This window comes from Streptomyces sp. NPDC127100, from assembly GCF_042724095.1.
GTDB lineage: Bacteria > Actinomycetota > Actinomycetes > Streptomycetales > Streptomycetaceae > Streptomyces.
This window is the reverse complement of sequence record NZ_JBHXFL010000010.1, coordinates 97117-115236: the sequence shown is the minus strand read 5'-3', so window position 1 is coordinate 115236 and position 18120 is coordinate 97117. Positions and strand designations below refer to the sequence as shown.

General features: G+C 73.0%; 16 protein-coding genes. 4 read left to right on the top strand and 12 right to left on the bottom strand.

From position 1 onward, the window contains the following. Window positions 1-322 precede the first annotated feature (322 nt). The gene (locus tag ACFWJB_RS13315; protein WP_386922194.1) at window positions 323-1516 is read right to left on the bottom strand and encodes an ROK family transcriptional regulator; all 1194 of its coding nucleotides are present in this window, start codon (window positions 1514-1516) and stop codon (window positions 323-325) included. A gap of 123 nt (window positions 1517-1639) precedes the next feature. On the opposite strand from ACFWJB_RS13315, the gene ACFWJB_RS13310 reads away from it, so the two are divergent. Next, window positions 1640-2851, top strand: coding sequence for an MFS transporter (locus ACFWJB_RS13310; RefSeq protein ID WP_385457823.1), 1212 nt, complete (start codon window positions 1640-1642; stop codon window positions 2849-2851). Here the strand turns inward: ACFWJB_RS13310 and ACFWJB_RS13305 are convergent. Next, window positions 2811-3269: an acyl-CoA thioesterase gene (locus ACFWJB_RS13305; protein ID WP_385457824.1), complete on the bottom strand. Its 459-nt coding sequence runs from the start codon at window positions 3267-3269 to the stop codon at window positions 2811-2813. The genes ACFWJB_RS13310 and ACFWJB_RS13305 overlap by 41 nt on opposite strands. A gap of 185 nt (window positions 3270-3454) precedes the next feature. On the opposite strand from ACFWJB_RS13305, the gene ACFWJB_RS13300 reads away from it, so the two are divergent. After that, window positions 3455-4861 carry a uracil-xanthine permease family protein gene (locus ACFWJB_RS13300; protein ID WP_386922191.1) on the top strand — a complete coding sequence of 469 codons (1407 nt, stop codon included), beginning with the start codon at window positions 3455-3457 and terminating at the stop codon, window positions 4859-4861. Here ACFWJB_RS13300 and ACFWJB_RS13295 read toward each other — a convergent pair. Continuing rightward, the gene (locus ACFWJB_RS13295) at window positions 4843-5967 is read right to left on the bottom strand and encodes a glycoside hydrolase family 6 protein (protein WP_385457884.1); all 1125 of its coding nucleotides are present in this window, start codon (window positions 5965-5967) and stop codon (window positions 4843-4845) included. The genes ACFWJB_RS13300 and ACFWJB_RS13295 overlap by 19 nt on opposite strands. A 174-nt stretch (window positions 5968-6141) precedes the next feature. On the opposite strand from ACFWJB_RS13295, the gene ACFWJB_RS13290 reads away from it, so the two are divergent. Next, window positions 6142-6837 carry a DUF5995 family protein gene (locus tag ACFWJB_RS13290; RefSeq protein WP_385457828.1) on the top strand — a complete coding sequence of 232 codons (696 nt, stop codon included), beginning with the start codon at window positions 6142-6144 and terminating at the stop codon, window positions 6835-6837. A 101-nt stretch (window positions 6838-6938) separates the two neighbouring features. Then, on the top strand, window positions 6939-7868 hold the full coding sequence (locus tag ACFWJB_RS13285; RefSeq protein ID WP_386922188.1) for an LLM class F420-dependent oxidoreductase: 930 nt from the start codon (window positions 6939-6941) through the stop codon (window positions 7866-7868). Window positions 7869-7871: 3 nt separating this feature from the next. Here ACFWJB_RS13285 and ACFWJB_RS13280 read toward each other — a convergent pair whose 3' ends face one another. The 9 genes from ACFWJB_RS13280 to rpe all read right to left on the bottom strand — a co-directional run bounded on the left by ACFWJB_RS13280 (window position 7872) and on the right by rpe (window position 18116). Beyond that, a complete protein-coding gene (locus tag ACFWJB_RS13280; protein WP_385457832.1) occupies window positions 7872-9569 on the bottom strand; it encodes a flavin monoamine oxidase family protein in 1698 nt (565 codons plus the stop codon). Window positions 9570-9616: 47 nt separating this feature from the next. After that, window positions 9617-10405, bottom strand: coding sequence for a carbon-nitrogen hydrolase family protein (locus tag ACFWJB_RS13275; protein ID WP_385457834.1), 789 nt, complete (start codon window positions 10403-10405; stop codon window positions 9617-9619). 216 nt (window positions 10406-10621) lie between these two features. After that, complete coding sequence (locus ACFWJB_RS13270) at window positions 10622-11827, bottom strand: MFS transporter (RefSeq protein ID WP_386922186.1); 1206 nt, start codon at window positions 11825-11827, stop codon at window positions 10622-10624. 138 nt (window positions 11828-11965) lie between these two features. Then, window positions 11966-12418, bottom strand: coding sequence for an Lrp/AsnC family transcriptional regulator (locus ACFWJB_RS13265; protein WP_385457837.1), 453 nt, complete (start codon window positions 12416-12418; stop codon window positions 11966-11968). 10 nt (window positions 12419-12428) lie between these two features. Next, entirely contained in the window at window positions 12429-13925 is a 1497-nt protein-coding gene (locus ACFWJB_RS13260) for an amino acid permease (RefSeq protein WP_386922183.1), read from the bottom strand. Window positions 13926-14378: 453 nt separating this feature from the next. Further along, window positions 14379-15821 carry a GuaB1 family IMP dehydrogenase-related protein gene (locus ACFWJB_RS13255; RefSeq protein ID WP_385457841.1) on the bottom strand — a complete coding sequence of 481 codons (1443 nt, stop codon included), beginning with the start codon at window positions 15819-15821 and terminating at the stop codon, window positions 14379-14381. A gap of 108 nt (window positions 15822-15929) precedes the next feature. Beyond that, window positions 15930-16283 carry a barstar family protein gene (locus ACFWJB_RS13250; protein ID WP_386922181.1) on the bottom strand — a complete coding sequence of 118 codons (354 nt, stop codon included), beginning with the start codon at window positions 16281-16283 and terminating at the stop codon, window positions 15930-15932. Between the two features lie 25 nt (window positions 16284-16308). Beyond that, window positions 16309-17352, bottom strand: coding sequence for a sugar-binding transcriptional regulator (locus ACFWJB_RS13245; RefSeq protein WP_385457845.1), 1044 nt, complete (start codon window positions 17350-17352; stop codon window positions 16309-16311). 77 nt (window positions 17353-17429) lie between these two features. Further along, window positions 17430-18116: a ribulose-phosphate 3-epimerase gene (rpe, locus tag ACFWJB_RS13240; protein ID WP_385457847.1), complete on the bottom strand. Its 687-nt coding sequence runs from the start codon at window positions 18114-18116 to the stop codon at window positions 17430-17432. Between the last annotated feature and the right edge of the window lie 4 nt (window positions 18117-18120).

Sequence of the window (18120 nt, the reverse complement as noted above, 5' to 3'; positions counted from 1 at the left end):
GTACGAACGCGGCCTGTCAACCGCCGGCCCCGCACCGTGCCGCCCCGCAGCTCGCGGTGGCTGACTTGTGTCGACGGCGTGAAGGAAAGGCGAGGTGACCGGTCTCCTCGTGGGGTGGACCGGTCACGGATCCGTGCACGCGCGCAGGCCAAAGCTGTGGCTGAAAGGTTTCAGAGCGTTGCCGGTGACGCTAAGCAGAGACCCCGTCACAGTCAATGGGCGTGCAGCGACTTGTGGTTCACCGCTCGGCGCGGCCGAAGCCGGGACGGTCCGGACGGCGGGACCCACCGCCCGGGCGGTCGGCATGTCCGGACGACGGGGCCTACCGCTCCTGCGGTCCGAACAGGGCGTCCTGGGCACTCTCCCGGGCGGTCAGCAGTGCCCCGCGCAGCACCGCGCCGCCGCCCAGCGTGCCCGCGCGCACCTCGGTGGCGAGCGGCGACATCCCGGCCAGGCGGTCCTGCACACGGGCGGCGAGCGGGTCGCCGCCCGCCCGGCCGACCTCCCCGGCCAGCACGACACAGCCGGGGTCGAGGACGGAGACGACGGCGGCGGCGCCGAGCGCGATCCGGGCGGCGAGGGCGTCGAGGAACGCTTCGGCCGACGGGGCGGCTCCGGCTCCGCGCACCGCCGCCCGCACCAGCGCCGCCGCATGCGGCTCGCCCGCGGCGGGCTCCGCCGTCACACCGTGCCGCGCCGCCAGGGCCACCACCGCCGCCGCCCCGGTCACGGAGTGGAAACCGCCGCCGCAATCGGTGGCCGACGGCACGCCCGACGTACCCGGCACCGGCAGGAAGCCCAGCTCGCCCGCGCCGCCGGAGACGCCGCGCCGCAGGACGCCGTCGAGGACGACCGCGCCGCCGACGCCCAGGCCGAGCCAGAGCAGCACGAACGTGTCCCGGTCGCGGGCCGCCCCGTCGCGCTGCTCGGCCAGGGCGGCGAGGTTGGTCTCGTTCTCGACGCCCACCCGCGCCCCGGGCAGCCGTTCCCGCAGCGCGGCCACCAGCCGGCGGTGCCACTCGGGCAGGCCGGTCGAGTCGTGCAGTTCACCGCTGGCCGGGTCGATCAGGCCGGGGGCGCCGACGCAGACGGTGTGCAGCCGGTCGGCCCCCGCCTCCTTCACCGTGCGCTCGACCAGGGTGACCGCCTGTTCCACCGCGGGGCCCGTACCGGTGCCGTCGCCGATCGGTACCGACGCCTCGGCGAGGACCCGGCCCAGCAGGTCCGACACGAGGACGGAGACGCTCTCGGTGCGCACGTCGAGGGCGGCCAGGTGGGCGCGGCCGGCGACGATGCCGTACAGCTTGGCGTTCGGCCCGCGGCGCTGCTCCCCCGACTCCCCGGTCACCTCGATCAGACCGGAGGCGGTGAGGCGTTCGACGAGGTCGGCCACGGTGGGGCGGGAGAGGCCGGTCAGCTGCTTCAGCTGGGTGGCCGTCAACGCGCCCTCCTGCTGGAGCAGACGCAGGGCGAGCCGGTCGTTGATGGCCCGGGCGGTGCTCGGGGATGCGGGCATGCCGGGATCCTTCCAGATCGACGGGCGTGGGGTGGCGCCGAGAACTCACTATCTATCAGGCAGGGTTCCTGATAGTTTACGCGGCGCGACGGAGCAGTCGCGGAATCGACGGAGGAGCCCGGAATGAGCGCAGTGGTCCACGCGCACAGTGAGGTGAGGCGTGCCCGGTACGCCGTGGCGGCCGTGTTCGCCGTGCACGGCGCGGTCACCGGCTCGTTCGCGACCCGGGTGCCGTGGATCCAGGACCACGCCGGGGTGAGCGCGGGGCAGCTGGGGCTGGCGCTGGCGTTCCCCGCGCTCGGCGCCTCCGTCGCCATGCCGCTGGCCGGCAGCGTCAGCCACCGCTTCGGCGCCCGTACCGCACTGCGCGGCCTGCTCGCCCTGTGGACGCTGGCCCTGGTCCTGCCCTCCCTGGCCCCGAACCTGCTCACCCTGTGCCTCGCCCTGTTCGTCTACGGCGCCTCGGCGGGCATGTCGGACGTGGCGATGAACGCGCTCGGCGTCGAGGTGGAGAACCGCCTCAACAAGTCGATCATGTCCGGGCTGCACGGCATGTGGAGCGCGGGTGCCCTGACCGGTTCGGCGGCCGGCACGATCGCCGCCCACCTGGGCGCGGACGCGCGGCTGCACCACGTGCTCGCCGCGGCGGTGCTGACCGTGCTGGGCGTGACGGCCTGCACCTGGGTGCTGGACCTCCAGCCCGCCGAGGACGAGGACCCGCCGCCACGGTTCGCGCTGCCGCCCAGGTCGGCGGTGCTGATCGGCGCGGTCGGGTTCTGCGCCGTGTTCGCGGAGGGCGCGAGCCTGGACTGGTCGGCGGTCTACCTGCGGGACCAGCTGGAGACGTCGGCCGGTCTCGCGGCGGCGTGCACGACGGGCTTCACGCTGACCATGGCCGTGGCCCGGCTGGCCGGGGACAGGGTGGTGGACCGCTTCGGCGCGGTGCGCACGGTCCGGGTGAGCGGAGTGCTGGCCGCGCTCGGAGGCGTGCTCGTCGTCGTCGGCGGCCATCCGGCGGTGGCGATGAGCGGCTTCGCGCTGATGGGCCTCGGCATCGCCGTGGTCGTCCCGCTGTGCTTCGCCGCCGCCGGCCGTGCCGGTTCCAACCCCAGCCTGGCCATCGCGGGCGTCGCGACCATCACGTACACCTCGGGGCTGGTGGCGCCGAGCGCGATCGGCGGCCTGGCGCAGGCGACCAGCCTGGTGGTGTCGTTCGGTCTGGTGACCGTGCTGGCCTGCTGCCTGGTGGTGTTCGCGAGGGTCCTGCGCGCCGGCGACCGCAACCGGCCGAAGATCAGTCCGCCGAGCGCAGCAGTGCCCGACCGGCAGTCCTGAAGGCCTCGCTCCACGGCGCCGGGCGCAGCGTCTGCGAGTCCAGCCGGACCAGCACCCGGGTGCCGCGGGCGTACGTGGTGGCACCGTCAGCCGAGCAGAAGCGGAAGCCGTAGGTCAGCCCGGTCGTGCCGAGCCGCTCCAGCCAGAGGTGGACGGCGTACGCGCCCGGCCGGGTGACCGGCGCCTCGTAGCTGACCGTCAGCTCCTTGACCGCGTTGCAGGCGTCGCCGGCCGCCGCCCAGTCGCCCTCGAAGCGGAAACCGTGCCCGGCCCACAGCTCGGACCACGCCCGCTCGACCATCACGGGATAGCGGGCGTTGTGCAGCAGGCCGAGAGCGTCCAGGTCGTCGAAGTGGACGGTGACGGGGACGAGCCTGCCGTGGGACAGGGCGGGGGCGGCGGGGGCTTCGGCGGTCACGGGCGGGGCTCCTAGTGGTGCTCGACTGGCTCACGGACAACGGTCCCGTTCATCCTAAGCGGACGCTCAGCCTTATCGGCCGGGGGGAAGGCGCTGGTCAGCAGGGGGCGCGGGACGAGGGACACCTCGCTACCCCCGACAATGGTGCGGACAGTCCTCACGTACAGAGAAAGCGAAACCTCACCATGGACCTCGGCGTGCGCTGGAAGCTCCACGGGGACGGGAAGGTACCCGCCCCCGGAGCGGTGGTCCGCCCGGACGAACGGCTCTCGTGGCCCCGCACGGCCGGGCTCGGCGCCCAGCACGTGGTGGCCATGTTCGGGGCGTCCTTCGTGGCTCCCGTCCTGATGGGCCTGGACCCCAACCTCGCGATCATGATGTCGGGCGTGGCGACCGTCATCTTCCTGCTCGCCACCCGCGGCCGGGTGCCCAGCTACCTCGGCTGCTCGCTCTCCTTCGTCGGCGTCGCCGCCGTGATCCGGGCGCAGGGCGGCACGAGTGCCACGGTGACCGGCGCGGTGCTCGTCGTCGGCGCCGCGCTGTTCCTGGTGGGCCTCGCGGTGCAGCGGTTCGGCGCGCGGATCATCCACGCCGCCATGCCGCCGATCGTCACCGGCGCGGTGGTCATGCTGATCGGCTTCAACCTGGCGCCCGTCACCGCCTCCACCTACTGGCCGCAGGACCAGTGGACGGCCCTGCTGACGATGCTGTTCACCGGCCTGGCCGTGGTCTGCCTGCGCGGTTTCTGGTCCCGGATCGCGATCTTCCTGGGACTGGTCTTCGGCTACGCCCTGTCCTGGGCCCTCGACCAGATCTTCGGGAAGATCCACTCGGTGGACGGCAGCGGCCAGGTCACCGACCACTGGCGGCTGGACTTCTCCGCCGTCGGCCGGGCCGACTGGATCGGGCTGCCGTCCTTCCACGGCCCGAGCTTCGAGTGGTCGGCGATCCTGGTCGCCCTGCCCGTCGTCATCGCGCTGATCGCGGAGAACGCCGGCCACGTCAAGGCGGTCGGCGAGATGACCGGCGACTCCCTCGACGACAAGCTGGGCACGGCGATCTCCGCGGACGGCGTCGGCTCGATGCTGTCCACCGCGGTCGGCGGCCCGCCGAACACCACCTACTCCGAGAACATCGGCGTGATGGCCGCGACCCGGGTCTACTCGACGGCCGCCTACTGGGCCGCCGCCGGCTTCGCCCTGCTGTTCGGCCTCTGCCCGAAGTTCGGCGCGGTCGTCGCCGCGATCCCCGGCGGCGTGCTCGGCGGCATCACGGTCATCCTCTACGGCATGATCGGCCTGCTCGGCGCGCAGATCTGGATCAACTCCGGGGTGGACCTGCGCAATCCGCTGAACCTGGTGCCGGCCGCCGCGGGCATCATCATCGGCGTCGGCAACGTCAGCATGAAGTTCACCGACACCTTCTCCCTCAGCGGCATCGCGCTCGGCACCCTGGTCGTCATCACCGGCTACCACGCGCTGCGCGCCTTCGCCCCGGCCCACCTCAAGACGCAGCAGCCGCTGCTGGACGAGGGGACGTCGTCGTACGACGAGAAGAAGGACGACGGCGGTTCTCAGCGTGCCAAGTCGTAGGCGTACGACGGGGTGAACGTGCCCGGCGACCCCTTGCAGCCGTCCGACTCCCCCGGCAGTTTCACCCACAGGTAGGCGTCGATGCGCCCCAGGCCGGTGCTCAGGGTGGGCGGGCTGCCGAGCCTGCGGCCGTCGGGGTCGCACCACTCGCCGTCGGGCGGTGCTCCGTTGCCGTTGCGGCTCGTGTCGATGACGGCGCCCAGGCCCGCCGGCCCGCCGAGGGCGTCGAGGACCGCGCGGTCGTGGGCGACCTCGTCGGCGGTGGCGTGGAAGTTGGAGACGTTGCTGAAGACGCCGTCCGAGGAGTCGGCCGAGGCGGCACCGGCCTGCTTCAGCCACCCCGCCTGCCTGGCGGGCGCGTGCCAGCCGGAGTGGCCCGCGTCGAAGTAGACGCGCGCCTTCGGGTCGGCCTCCTTCAGTACGCGGCCGGCCCGGGCCAGGGAGGCGAAGCGGTCGGCACGGTCCGCGGCGGACAGGCACTCGGCCTGGGCCACCGAGTCGGGCTCCAGGACGACGACGACCTCGCCCGAGCCCAGCCCCGCGGCGAACCGGTCGATCCAGTCGTCGTAGGCGTCGAGGTCCGGCGCCCCGCCCTCCGAGTAGCCGCCGCAGTCGCGGTCCGGGATCACGTACGGCACGACCACCGGCACCCGGCCCTGGGCGGCCCCGCCCGAGGTGACCGCCCGGACCCGGGAGGTGATGTTCTCCGGCGTGTAGTCGGCGAACCACACGGCGGCCGGGTGGTCGGCGATGCGGGACCGGATGACGTCCCGGCGCGGGTCGTCGGGATGGGCCCGCACCCACTCGAGGACCTGGGAGTCGGGATGCCGGTAGAGCCGGGCGGAGGCCGCCGCGGTTCGGGGCACGGTCCGTTCGGTCCGCTTCGGCGAGGGACCGGCGCTCGGCGTCCTGGCGGGAGAGGGCGAGGCGGACGCCGAGGGTGTCGCCGGGGCGGACCGGGTCGGCGCGACGGGCCGGGGGTCCGGCAGCGGCGACCGCGTCACCCGCGGCCGTGCCTCGTCCGCGCCCCGTCCGTCGTCGCCGAACGCGGTGAGCATGCCGGTCGCGGTACCGACCGCGACGACGGCGGACGCCGCCGCGACCATCACACCGCGGCGGGCGGCGCGCCTGCGCTCGGCCCTGCGAGCGGCCAGGCGCCGGGCACGAAGGCCTGACACGTACGGTTCCCCCTCCCCCGCACGGCGGGCGCGTTCCCCCGTTCTGGGGAAGCGTCGGTCCCGCCGGCACTGCCGTCACCCTAAAGCTGCGACCCTGCGGCCATGGCGCACTGCGAGCAACTCCCGACGGCCGCCCGGACGGTGGACACGGTCCTGAAGCGGATGCGCGCCCTCGACACCACGCTGCCCGCGCGGGACGGCGTGGCCGTCTTCAACGGCGTCTACCTGGCGGTCACGGAGGCGGTCGACCGGCACATCGACCGGGGCGCCTTCCCGGACGCCCGGGCCGCGATCGCGCTGGACGTGCGGTTCGCGGAGCGCTATCTGACCGCCGTCGACACCCTGGAGAGCGGCCGCCGGCCGCCCGCGTGCTGGCGGCCCCTGTTCCAGTTCCGCCGCCACCCCGGCGTACGACCACTGCAGTTCGCGCTGGCGGGCATCAACGCGCACATCGGACACGACCTCGCGCTGGCCGTGGTGGACACCTGTCGTACGCTCGGCTGCGAACCCTTCGACCTGGAGGACGAGTTCGACCGGGTGGGCGATCTCCTCGTGTCGCTGGAGGAACGCATCCGCGACGAGCTGATGCCGGGTCCCGACCTGCTGCAGATCGCCGACCCGCTGACCCATCTGCTCGGCTCCTGGAGCCTGGAGCGCGCCCGCGACGCCACCTGGGCCGCGGCCCGGGCGCTGTGGGCGCTGCGCCGGGTGCCCGACGTGGCCGGGGAGTTCACCGAGCGGCTGGACGCGGCGGTGGGCTTCGCGGGCCGCATGCTGCTCACTCCGCTGCCCGGCTGACCCGGCCGGCGCCACCGGTGCGCACACCATGAACTCCGCTCCTCCCGCTGTACGTTGGCCCCTTGGGCAACATCGCACCCGACTGCGAAGGAGCACCAGGCATGACGACCCGGCTCGGACTCGGCCTCCCCCAGATGCGCCAGTACGACATCGGCAAGGACGTCCCCGACGTGGCACGCGCGGCGGAACGGATGGGCTACGAGAGCCTGTGGGTCTTCGAACGGGCCCTGTTCCCCGAGCCCGCCACGCAGGGCCTGTACGGCATCGAGGGACTGCCCTGGCCCGACTCGTACCGGAGCGTGGCCGAGCCGCTGGTCACCCTGACCCTCGCCGCCGCGGCCACCGAGAGGGCCCGGCTGGGCACCAGCGTGCTGGTCGCCCCGCTGCACGTGCCGTTCCAGCTGGCCAAGTCGCTGGCCACGCTGGACGCGGCGAGCGGCGGCCGGGTGGTCGCGGGCTTCGGCACCGGCTGGTCCCACGACGAGTACGCGGCGGCGTCCGTACGGCCGTTCGCCGAGCGCGGACGGGCGCTGGACGAGCTGATCGGGGTGTGCCGGGCCGTGTGGGGTCCGGACCCGGTGGTGTACGACGGACACGTCACGAGGATCGCGTCCGCCGTGGTCGGCCCCAAGCCCGCCCGGCCGATCCCGATCATGCTGGCGGCGGGCAGCGGCAGGGCCCGGCGCCGGCTGGTCGACCACGCCGACGGCTGGCTGCCGAACGGCGTGGGCGCCGAGGCCGTGGCCGAGCAGTGGCGCCTGCTGCGCGACCTGGCCGAGGAACGGGGCCGTACGGAGCCGATCCGCACGGTGCTGCGGGTCAACGCCCGCCACCGGGCGGCCGGTGAGGACGGCGCCGGGCGCCGCCCCTTCCACGGGAGCGTCGACCAGATCGTCGAGGACCTGGCCGCCCACGCGGAGATCGGCCTCGACGAGATCCTCGTCGACCTCCAGGGATCCCTGCGGGACGCCGAGGAGCTCAAGGACGTCGCCGCGGCGGTGTACGAGAAGGCCAGGGCCGCCGGGGTCTAGGGTCTAGTCCTCGGGCAGTTCGACGGGCGCGATCTCGTCGTAGACGTCGCCCGGGCCGGGGTTGGTCGCGTCGGTCTCCCCGCCGAAGTGGTGCATGACGCCCCAGACCGCGTTGAGCGCGGTCTGGACGGCGCCCTCGGCCCACCCGGCCGTCCAGGAGATGTCGTCGCCGGCCAGGAAGATGCCCCGCTTGTCCTCGGGCAGTTCCTCCTGCATGAAGTGGGTGAACAGGCGCCGCTGGTAGCGGTAGTGGCCCGGCAGGTTGGCCTTGAACGCGCCCATGAAGTAGGGCTCGTTCTCCCAGGAGACCGTCACCGGGTTGCCGATGACGTGCTTGCGGATGTCGACCTTCGGGTAGATCTCGCCGAGCGACTTGAGCATGACCTCCATCCGCTCGTTCGCGGACAGCGGCAGCCACTTCAGGCTGTCGTCGCACCAGGTGTAGGAGAGGCAGATGACGGCGGGCTTGCCGGGCCCGTCGTCGAGCAGGTACGTCCCGCGGGTCATGCGGTCGGTGAGCGTCATCGACATGACGTCCCGGCCCGTCTCCTCGTCCTTGTCGAGCCAGAACGGCCGGTCCACGGGCACGAACAGCTTCGAGGACTCCATGTAGTGGGTCCGCTCGATCGCCGTCCAGTGGTCGATCGGGAAGAGCGAGTCGTCGCAGGCGATCTTGGAGAGCAGCATCCAGGACTGGGCGGTGAAGACGGCCGCCCGGTAGGTGCGGATGTCGCCGTCGGCGTCGGTCACGGTGATCCGGTTGCCCGCGGTGCGGTTCAGGCGGGTCACCGCCGGGCGGGGCTCGCCGTCCACGTGCAGGGACTTCAGCGAGGTGCCGTACGGCCAGTGGACGATCTTCTCCGGCTCCCGCTCCCACAGGCGCAGCGGCAGTTGCTGGGAACCGCCGACGATGCCGCGGTGGTGGTCGTCGGCCTCGGTGTAGACGACGCGGAGGATCTCCAGGATGGAGTTGGGGAAGTCGGTGTCCCAGCCGCCGGTGCCGAAGCCGACCTGGCCGAAGATCTCGCGGTGCCGGAAGGACGAGAAGGCGTCGGAGTCGCAGAGGAAGCCGTAGAAGGTCTGGTTGTCGAGCTTCTCCACCAGCTTCGCCCAGATCTCGCGGATGCGCGGGACGTCGCGCTCGCGCAGGGCGCGGTTCATGTCGGAGAAGTCGGCGCCCTCTTCGAGGCACCTGGCCCAGGCGTCGGCCACGTCCCGGTAGACCTGGGGCAGGTCGTCGAGGGTCTCGGCGTAGTGGGACTCGCCCTTCAGGTCGACGACGGTGGACGGCGTCGCCTCCGCCAGGGGGTTGGGGAAGGGACGGGTCTCCAGGCCCACCAGGTCGATGTAGTGCTGGAGCGCCGTGGAGGACGGCGGGAAGCGCATCGCGCCCATCTCCGCGGTCAGCGACGGGTCGCAGCCCTCGAAGCCGACGGTCCGCAGCCGGCCGCCGATCCGGTCGGCCTCGTAGACGACGGGCTTGAGGCCCATCTTCATCAGCTCGTAGGCGGCGACGATGCCGGACAGGCCACCGCCGATGACGGCGACCTCGCTGCCGTGCTCGGTCGCGGGTATCTGGCCGAGGCCCGCCGGGTGGGCGAGGAAGTCGTCGTACGCGTAGGGGAAGTCCGGCCCGAACATGGTGATCGGCGGCTGCTGCTCGTCTGCGTGCTCGATCGCGTTGGGCACCGTGGACGTCATGGGGTACGGACTCCTTGCACAGGTGGAACGGGGGTGGCGGTGGGGGGTCAGACGAGGGACCCGTAGAGGCCGGGGCGGCGGTCCTTCAGATACGGGTTGGCCTCGCGGGAGGCGGCGAGGAAGGCCGGGTCGGCGTCGGCGAGGAGCAGTTCCCCGGTGCGCCCGGCCCGCGCGCGGGCGGTGCCGTCGGGGCCGGCGAGCACGGACAGCCCGACGAACTCGAACTCGCCCTCCCGGCCGACCCGGTTGACGTACGCCACGTACATCTGGTTCTCGAAGGCCCGTACGGGCACGACGGACTCGGCGACGAACTGGAACGGGTGCATCTGCGCGGTGGGCACGAGCAGCAGGTCGGTGCCGGCCAGGGCGTGGGCGCGCACGTTCTCCGGGAACTCGACGTCGTAGCAGATCATCAGGCCGACGGTGAGGCCGTTCAGCTCGGCCTGCACGACCGGCTGCTCGCCGGGCACGAAGTGGTCGTGCTCGAAGCAGCCGAAGAGGTGCGTCTTGCGGTAGTTGGCCAGGCGGGTGCCGTCGGCGGAGATCAGCTGCACGGAGTTGAAGACGCTCTCGCCGGCCCGCTCCGGGTAGCCGTACGCGACGGCGAGGCCGTGACGCGTGGCGGTCTCCGCGATCGCGTCGGCGGCCTCGCCGTCGGCGGCCTCGGCGAGGCGGCCGATGCCGTCGCCGATCGCGTACCCCGTGAGGAACAGCTCGGAGGTGACGAGCAGCCCGGCGCCCGCGGCGGCGGCGCGGCCCGCGGCCTCGTCGAGGACCTTGAGGTTCTCGACGGTGGAGCCGGGTCGTCCGGAGCTCTGGAGCAGGGCGGTGCGCATGCGTGTTCCTCGCCGGTGGGAGGGGGTCGGGGGGCGACATAGACGGTACGGTCGGCGCACTCGGCCGGACAAGAAGGAGCCGTTGCGCGCCGGTGAGCGGATCGTTGCGTCCACCGGGCGCACCGCGGCGATTCGTTGCGCACCCCGCCCGTCACCCGCACTTCGGTGCACGGTGCCGGCTCCCGTCGAGGCGGCGGGGAGGCGGCCGGGGCGGTCTCAGGGCCGTGTTCCGGCGGCCGGGGCCGTGGTCCGGGCGGCCACCAGCACCACCGCCGTCACCAGGTACGGCACGGCGAAGACCGCGAACGCGGCGCCGTGTCCCGTCCGCGTCCCGGCCACGGCGTACGCCCCGTACACCGCGACCGTGGCCAGCTCGGTGCCGAACCCCGCCACCGAGGTCAGGGTCGCCCGGCCGGAGGCGTCGATGCGCCGCTGGAGGCGTGCGTCGGCGAGCACGCCGGCCACCTGGAAGCCGCCGAAGGCGACGGCGACCAGCGCCAGTCCCGCCGGCGTCCCCGCGCCGGCCCCCACGGCCAGGGCGAGCGCGGCACCGGCGAGCAGCCCGCCGAAGCCGGCGTTGCCGAGCCGTTCGGCGGGTCCGGCCAGCAGGCCCCCGACGGTGGGGCCGGCCCAGATCAGCAGGAGCAGCCACGGCACGGTCGCCTCGGCCACGCCGGTGTCGCGCACCAGCAGGGGCGTGTACTCGTCGAGGGCGCCCCACACGGCCCCCACCGCCGGCACGAGCAGCAGCGCACCGCGCACGGAACGGTCGGCGCGGGCCGCGGCGAGACCGGAGCGCAGGGTCGAGGCCCACCCGTCGCCGCCCTCCGCCGGCGCGCGGTGCTCGGGGAAGCGGGTCGCGAGGGCCGCCGCCAGCAGGCAGACCAGGATGCTCGCCGCTCCCACCGCCGGGTAGCCGCCACGGGCGAGCACCGGTCCGGCCAGGCCCATCGCGGCCATCACGGCCACCAGACCGGCCGAACGGGCCCGGCCCATGACCCGGGCGTACCGGTCGGTGGCGCCGAGCCGGTCCAGCTCGTCGTGGACCAGCGCCTCCAGCGTGCCGGACACGAGCGCTCCCCCGGTGCCCCACAGCACGAAGCCCAGCGCGAAGGCGCCGTAGGACGGGACGAGCACCCACAGGGCGAAGCCGGCGGCGGTGAACAGCGGGCCGAGCCACAGCAGCAGCCGCCGGGAGACGGCGTCGGCCCAGGCGCCGGAGGGCACCTCCAGCAGGACCCCGGTGACCGACCACAGGGCGAAGAGCGAGGAGATCTGCCAGACGGACAGACCGGCGTCGCTGAAGAGCAGCGCGTACACCGGGTACAGCAGGACGAAGTCGTCGAGGAACGCGTAGCCGTACAGCGTGGCCGTCAGCCGCCGGTAACCGGCGGGCGGCACACGCGTGGGTGCGTGAGTCATGAGGCCTTCCCGAGGGAGCGGATCGGACACCGGGGGTACGGCGTCCGAGGCGGCCCTCGGGAGCGGGCACGGCTGGTGAATCAATGTCGCCAGGTCATGGCACCGATGGTAGACGGGACGGCGCCGCGGGCCCAGCGTTTATGCGGGCGACCCGGAGGAGAAGCGCCGCAGCAGCGGCGAGAGCACCAGCACGGATTTGGTGCGTTCCACGAAGGGCTCCCCGGCGATCCGCTCCAGGACCCGTTCGAAGTGCCGCATGTCGGCGGCGAAGACCTGGGCGATCGCGTCCGCGTCCCCGGTGACGGTGGACGCGGCCACGACCTCCTGGTACCGCTCCAGTCCCCGGTGGATGGTCTCCGGCGAGGTGTTGCGGCGGCAGAAGATCTCGACGAAGCCCTCGGTCTCCCAGCCGAGCGCGGCGGGGTCGACCCGCACCGTGAAGCCGGTGATGGCCCCGGTGGCGCGCAGCCTGTCCACGCGCCGTTTCACGGCGGGCGCGGACAGGCCGACCGACTGCCCGATGTCCGCGTAGGAGCGGCGGGCGTCCTCGGCGAGGGCGTGCACGATGCGTTCGTCGAGATCGTTCAGCACTGCGGGTCGTTCACTTCACTTCTGATGCGTCCCGGACCTGGGACGTGTCCGGTGTGGCGAGTCGGGAGCGGCGGTAGCCGTACACGAAGTAGAACACGAGCCCGGCGGCCATCCAGATTCCGAAGACCACCCAGGTGACGGTGGACAGGCTGCCCATCATCCATACGCAGAGGGCGAAGCCCAGGGCCGGCAGGACCGGGGACAGCGGCACCCGGAAGGTGCGGGGCATGTCCGGGCGGGTCCGGCGCAGCACCACGACGGCCACGTTGACCAGGGCGAAGGCGAACAGCGTGCCGATGCTGGTGGCGTCGGCGAGCTGGCCGAGCGGGATGGCGGCGGCCAGGACGCCGCAGAACAGCGAGACGATCACGGTGTTGGCGCGGGGCGCGCCGGTCTTCGGGTGGACCCTGGAGAACACCTTGGGCACCAGTCCGTCGCGGGACATGGCGAACAGGACGCGGGTCTGGCCGTAGAGGACGGTCAGCACGACGCTGGCGATGGCGACGACCGCGCAGAAGGCCAGGAGGGTGCCCCAGAAGCTCTGGCCGGTGACGTCGGTCATGATCTGGGCGAGCGCGGCCTCGGAGTCCGTGAAGCCCTTCCAGGGCTTGGCGCCGACGGCGACGGCGGCGACGAGGACGTACAGCAGGGTGACGATGACGAGGGAGAGCATGATCGCGCGGGGCAGGTCGCGCTGGGCGTTCTTCGCCTCCTCACCGGCCGTGGAGGCGGCGTCGAAGCCGATGTACGAGAAGAAGAGCGTCGCGCCGGCCGCGCTGACGCCGGCCATGCCGAGCGGCATGAAGTTCTCGTAGTTGCCGGAGCGGAAGCCCTGGACGCCGATGGCGCAGAACAGCACCAGCGCGGCGATCTTGACGACGACCATGACCGTGTTGGCGCGGGCCGACTCGCGGGCACCGCCCAGCAGGAACGTCATGGCGAGGAGCACCACGACCAGCGCGGGCAGGTTGAAGATCCCGCCGTCGCCGGGCGGCGCCGACAGGGCGTCCGGAATGGTGACGCCGAGGGTGCCGTCGAGGAGTTCGTTCAGGTACTCGCCCCAGCCGACGGCGACGGCGGCCACGGAGACGCCGTACTCCAGCACCAGGCACCAGCCGCAGATCCAGGCGACCAGCTCGCCCAGGGTGGCGTAGGCGTACGAGTACGAGGAGCCGGCGACCGGGATGGTGCCGGCCAGCTCGGCGTAGGACAGGGCCGAGAAGAGCGCCGTCAGGCCGGCGATGACGAAGGAGAGGGTGACGGCCGGTCCGGCCTTGGGGACGGCCTCGCCGAGGACGACGAAGATGCCGGTGCCGAGGGTGGCACCGATGCTGATCATCGTGAGCTGCCACAGGCCGAGGGAGCGGCGCAGGCTGCCGCCCTCGCCCTGGCCGCCCTCGGCGACCAGCCGTTCCACGGGCTTGCGGCGCATGAGGCGCGCGGCCGGCCCCGGGGACGCGGGGGCGGCCGGTGTGTCGTGGTGCGGGGGTGCGCCGTGGTCGAGCACGCGTTGACTCCTCTGTCGCTGCCGGTCGCGCCGCCCGGTGTCGAGCGGGCTCTCTCGCGGCGGGCTTCTGGAGCGGCGGGGACCGGCGGCGTCCCTCGCGGAAGCGGGAACCCACCGAGCGGGGTCCCCGCCACGCCACGTACAGCGAAGAACCCTATGAGCGACACGTTCCCCGGGTAATGCAGCAACCTTGCGCGTCTCCGCACGATCGTTGCGTTCGCCGGGGCAGGGCGGGCGTTCGTTGCGCGGGGCCTGTCGGGCGTTGCGCGGGGCGCCCGCGAGAGGCCGGGGCGGTGGTGGACGGACGGTGGATCGGGCCTGGTCAGCACCCGTCCGGATCGCCCGCGAAGGCCGCGGTTCGGCAGCGGTCGCCCGGCCCGGCGGAACGGCGTACGGCCCCCGTCCGACCCGGGCGACGGGAGGGACGGGGGCCGTACGGCACAGCCTCGCGGGTCAGCTCCAGCTGGCGTGCAGCGGCTTGCCCTCGGCGTAGCCGGCGGCGCTCTGGATGCCGACGATGGCCTTCTCCGCGAACTCCTCCAGGGAGGCGGCACCGGCGTAGGTGCAGGAGGAGCGGACGCCCGCGATGATCGAGTCGATCAGGTCCTCGACGCCCGGGCGGGCCGGGTCGAGGAACATGCGGGAGGTGGAGATGCCCTCCTCGAACAGCGCCTTGCGGGCCCGGTCGTACGCCGACTCCTCCGAGGTGCGGTTGCGCACCGCGCGCGCGGAGGCCATGCCGAACGACTCCTTGTAGGGGCGGCCGTTGGCGTCGTGCTGGAGGTCGCCCGGGGACTCGTAGGTCCCGGCGAACCAGGAGCCGACCATCACGTTGGACGCGCCGGCCGCGAGGGCCATGGCCACGTCGCGCGGGTGGCGGATGCCGCCGTCGGCCCACACGTGCTTGCCGTACTTCCTCGCCTCGGCGGCGCACTCCAGGACGGCGGAGAACTGCGGCCGGCCGACGCCGGTCATCATGCGGGTGGTGCACATGGCGCCGGGGCCGACGCCGACCTTGACGATGTCCGCGCCCGCCTCGATCAGGTCGCGCACGCCCTCGGCGGAGACGATGTTGCCGGCCACGATCGGCACCTGCGGGTCGAGGTCGCGCACCAGCTTGACGGCGCCGATCATCGACTCCTGGTGGCCGTGCGCGGTGTCGATGACGAGGGTGTCCACGCCGGCGTCCAGCAGCTGCTTGGCCTTGCCCGCCACGTCGCCGTTGATGCCGACGGCGGCGGCGATGCGGAGCCGGCCCTGCGCGTCGGTGGCCGGGGTGTACAGCGTGGCGCGCAGGGCGCCCCTGCGGGTGAGGATGCCGGCCAGGCGGCCGTCCCCGTCCACGGCGGGCGCGTAGCGGCGGTTGGCGGCGTCGAGGGTGTTGAAGGCCTCGCGCGGGTCCAGGTCCGCGTCGATCAGGATCAGGTCCTTGGACATGACCTCTTCGAGCTGGGTGAAGCGGTCCACGCCGGTCAGGTCGTTGTCGGTGACCACGCCGACGGGCCGGTTGTCCCCGTCGACGACGACACCGGCGTTGTGCGCGCGCTTGGGCAGCAGCGAGAGCGCGTCGGCGACGGTCTGGTGCGGGGCCAGCACGATCGGGGTGTCCAGGACGAGGTGGCGGCTCTTCACCCAGGTGACGACGTCGGTGACGACCTCGATCGGGATGTCCTGCGGGATGACCACGAGGCCGCCGCGGCGGGCCACCGTCTCGGCCATGCGGCGTCCGGCGATGGCGGTCATGTTGGCGACGACCAGCGGGATGGTGGTGCCCGTGCCGTCCGGGGAGCCGAGGTCCACGCCCTGCCGGGAGCCGACGGCGGAACGGCTCGGCACCATGAAGACGTCGTCGTACGTCAGGTCGTACGAGGGCTGGATGTCATTGAGGAAACGCACGTGCTGCACATCCCAGTCGATCAGAGGTGGCCCCCGGACAGGTCAGCCAGGGGGAAAGAGCACGTACTTCATTCTCCCATGACCGGCGTGCGAATATCCCCGGGCGGATCATCCAGGCTGGTCAGCGGCCCCCTTGGAGGATTCTCCAGGCCCCAGGGTCACGAAGAGCCCCGGGCCGCGGTCGGTGGCCTCCGCGAAGACCTCCTCGGCGACGGCCCACTCGTCCGGCCGCGCCTCGGCGTACCCGCGCCAGCCGCGCACGAGGAGCAGCAGGCCCCGCTCCGCCGCCTCCCCCGGCCAGACGGACGGGTCGGCCAGGGAGTCGGCGAGCGCGTCCCAGTTGCGGCCGAACCAGTCGGGCAGGTCCAGGGCCCGGGCGCAGCGGTCCATGAGGCCCGCCTTGTCCGTGACCCCGTCGAGGTCCAGCGCGACCACGAGCCGGCCCGCGGGGTCCTCCGTCATGCCCGTTCCTCCTCCTGATCGTCCGTCAGACCCCGTCGGGGTCCGAGCGGTTGAGCGTCGGCTTCGGCGTCGTGCCCGCCGTCATCAGGTAGTCCGCGGCCGACGTGTCCGTCACCAGGCTGGTGACCAGGCCGGACCGCAGCACGGCGTCGATGGCCCCCGCCTTTCGCTGACCGCCCGCGATCGCGACGACCTCGGGGATGCGGCGGAGCTGGTCGGCCGTGACCGTGATGCACCGCTCCCCCAGGTCCCGGCCCACCCGGCGCCCCTCGGCGTCGAAGAGGTGCGCGGACATCTCGGCGGCGACACCGAGCGACGCGTAGTGCGCGCGCTCCTCGTCGCTGAGCATGTCGTGCACCGTCGAGATGCCCGGCTCCCAGGAGCCGATGGAGACGCAGGCGACCGTGACCTTGTCGAAGTACTCGAAGGCCCGGGCGATCCCGGTCTGGTGGCGCAGCGCCGTCGCGGTGGCCGCGTCCGGCAGCAGCATCGGGGCGTAGATGGGGTGGGCGTCGCCGCCGGACACCTGGGCGGCGCGGCGGACGGCCTCGACCGAGCCGCGCTCGGCGGTCCCGGCGTCGTACACGCCCGTCAGCTGCACCACCGTGCACGGCGGCAGCCGGTCCAGCGCCGCCGCCATGTGGATCGTGGAGCGTCCCCAGGCGAGGCCGAGTACGTCGCCCTCGTTGACCAGCTCGCCGAGCAGGTCGGCGGCCACCTCGCCCAGGTTCTCGGGGTCGGGGGTCTCCTCGGCGTCGGCCGGGGACTCCACCACGACGGCGTGCCTGAGGCCGTAGCGGGCCCGCAGGGCGTCCGAGCGCTCCGCGTCCAGCTCGGCGGGCACCCGGATCTCGATTCGTACAAGGTCCCGCTCGAGGGCGGTCTCGAGGACCCGGGCCACCTTGAAGCGGCTGACGCCGAACTCCTCCGCGATCTGGATCTTGGACTTGCCCTCGAGGTAGAAGCGGCGGGCCATGGCCGCCGCCTGGACCAGCTCAGCGGGTCCCATCCGCATGGCTGAACGGCCCGCCGACATACCCGACACGGCGATCTCCTCACTGCTGTTCACACTCTGGATTCGCCGTTCATCCTTGCAGATTCGGCGCACTTGATCAGCCCTGATGGGAGCCGTTCACGTTCTGTTCCTCAGTGGTCGCACGCCCAGGACGCCTTGGCGGTCGCCGCCTCGGCCCGATTGCGCAGTGCACGTACCGCCTCGGCCGGGTCGGACGCCCCGTACACGGCGGAACCCGCGACGAAGACGTCGGCGCCGGCGTCGGCGCACCGCTCGATCGTGGACGCCGAGACACCGCCGTCGACCTGCAGCCACAGCTCCAGGCCGTGCTTCCTGATCAGCTCACGGCTGCGGCGGATCTTCGGAAGCATGATGTCGAGGAACGCCTGCCCGCCGAAGCCAGGTTCAACCGTCATGATCAGCAGCATGTCGAGCTCGGGCAGCAGGTCCTCGTACGGCTCGATCGGCGTCGCGGGCCGCAGCGCCATGGAGGCGCGGGCGCCCTTGGCCCGGATCTCGCGGGCGAGCCGGACCGGCGCGGAGGCCGCCTCGACGTGGAAGGTGACGGAACCGGCGCCGGCCTCCACGTACTGGGGCGCCCACCGGTCGGGCGCCTCGATCATGAGGTGGCAGTCCAGCGGGGTGTCCGTCGCCCGGGCCAGGGACTCCACCACCGGCACGCCGAGCGTGAGGTTGGGGACGAAGTGGTTGTCCATGACGTCGACGTGGAGCCAGTCGGCTCCCCCGACCGCCTTGGCCTCGTCCGCGAGGCGGGCGAAGTCGGCGGACAGGATGCTGGGGTTGATCTGCGCGGCCATGCCC